The organism is Actinosynnema sp. NPDC023658 (assembly GCF_040639995.1).
GTDB lineage: Bacteria > Actinomycetota > Actinomycetes > Mycobacteriales > Pseudonocardiaceae > Actinosynnema.
The window spans coordinates 1-1,817 of sequence record NZ_JBFAAX010001071.1 but is presented as its reverse complement, the minus strand read 5'-3'; the positions used below and the strand labels follow the sequence as shown (position 1 = coordinate 1,817).

The window sequence follows — 1,817 nt, the reverse complement described above, 5'->3', positions numbered from 1 at the left end:
GGCGCGACCCGGCGGCAGGTGGTGCGCACGATGCGCGCGGAGGCGCTGCTGGTGGTCGGCATCGCGGTCGCGGTGGGGACGCTGCTGCCGGCGGGGCCGCTGGTCCTGCTGTCGCTCGGCCTGACGGGCACGCCGCTGGTGAGCGGACCGGTCCTGGTGTACCTGGGGGTCGTCGGCTTCACGGCCCTGCTGGGCTTCCTCGCGATCGGCCTGCCGACCCGGCTGGCGCTGCGGGCGCGTCCGGTCGACGCCATCGGCGTGCGGGAATGACCCGGCGCGCTGCGGGGGCGTGCGGGCACCGAGGGCGACAGTCCGATCGCGGGTTGCGAACGAGCCCAGTCGGCGCTTGTGATTCGGCACACGCGCCCCTGCCCTCACGTCGGTCGACCACCGTCGGGCGGGTGGCCGGCCAGGACCGGATGTGAGGCCTGCCACCCGGATGGGCAGCGATCGCGTGGACTGTCCACACTGGTGCTCGATTACGCTGACAGGCCCCTGAGCCCCGTCTTTCCCCGAAGCGGCGCACGTGCGACCGTGCGGACCACGTCCCCGCCCCGGCCTCCCGGTCGGCGTGCGTGAGGCACGGGTCGGCGTCGTCCGGTCGGGCGAGGACGCGGCGCCCGACGGGTAGCGGGAATCGCACGGAGGAGACGGAGCACGGCATGCAACGACGGGCGCTGCTCGGGCGTGAGACGGAGCGCCGCGCTCTGGCCGCCCTGGTCGAGCAGGCCGCCTCCGGGTCGGGCGGTGCGGTGGTCGTCCTCGGCGCTCCCGGGATCGGCAAGTCGTCGCTCGTCGCCGAGGCCGCGGAGCGGGCCGCGGCCCGCGGGACCCGGGTGATCACGGCGGTGGGGGTGGAGTCCGAGGAGGACCTGCCCTGCGCCGGCCTGCACCAGCTCGTCCACCAGCTGCGGGACGGGATCGACGACCTGCCCGGACCGCAGCGGGCCGCGCTGCGCGCCGCCGTGGGCCTCGTCGACGAGACCGTGCCCGACCTCTACCTCGTCGGCCTGGCCGCGCTGACCCTGCTGTCGGACGCGGCGGTGAAGGCGCCGCTGCTGGTGGTCGTCGAGGACGCGCACTGGATGGACCGGGCCAGCCTCGACGTGCTCGGGTTCGTCGCGCGGCGGATCGAGTCCGACCCCCTCGCCCTGATCGCCGTCACCCGCGGCCTCGACGACCGGCTCGGAGGTGCCGGGCTGCCGGTGCTCCACCTGAACCCGCTGACCGACGACGTGTCGGGCGAGCTGCTGGACGAGGTGGCCCCCGGCCTGGGGCAGCAGGTCAGGCGGCGGCTGCTGGAGGAGGCGGCCGGGAACCCGCTGGCGTTGACCGAGCTGCCGGTGGCGCTGCGGTCGGTCGGTGGGGCGTACGCGCTCACGCCGGGTCCGCTGCCGCTGACCGAGCGGCTGGAGCGGACCTTCACGGCACGGGTCTCCCGTCTTCCCGTCGACACCAGGGCGGTGCTCCTCCTCGCCGCCCTCAACGGCGACGGGACGATGGACGAGTGCCTCGCCGCCGCCGCCCGGATGCTCGGGACGCCGGTCGACGCCTCCACCCTGGGTCCTGCCATCGGCGCGGGCCTGGTGGAGGCGTGGGGGATGGTGTTCCGGCACCCGCTCGTCCGCTCCGCGATGCACCACGCCGCGACCGCCGCGGAACGACAGGCCGCGCACGCCGCCCTCGCCTCCGTGCTCCAGGGGCAGCCCGACCCGCAGGCGAGGCACCGCGCCGCCGCCACCGCCGGTCCCGACGAGCAGGCGGCGCGGGACCTGGACTCCACCGCCGGCCGGGGCGAGCGGCGGGGTGGAGTCGCC

At 76.2% G+C, this 1,817-nt stretch carries 2 protein-coding genes; both read left to right on the top strand.

What is annotated here, in order from left to right; all coding sequences use genetic code 11:
* On the top strand, positions 1-270 hold a 270-nt coding region (locus AB0G02_RS38175), incomplete at its 5' end, for an ABC transporter permease (RefSeq protein ID WP_360804777.1).
* A 392-nt stretch (positions 271-662) separates the two neighbouring features.
* Positions 663-1,817: AAA family ATPase (locus tag AB0G02_RS38170; RefSeq protein ID WP_360804774.1), on the top strand; the 1,155-nt coding region annotated here is incomplete at its 3' end.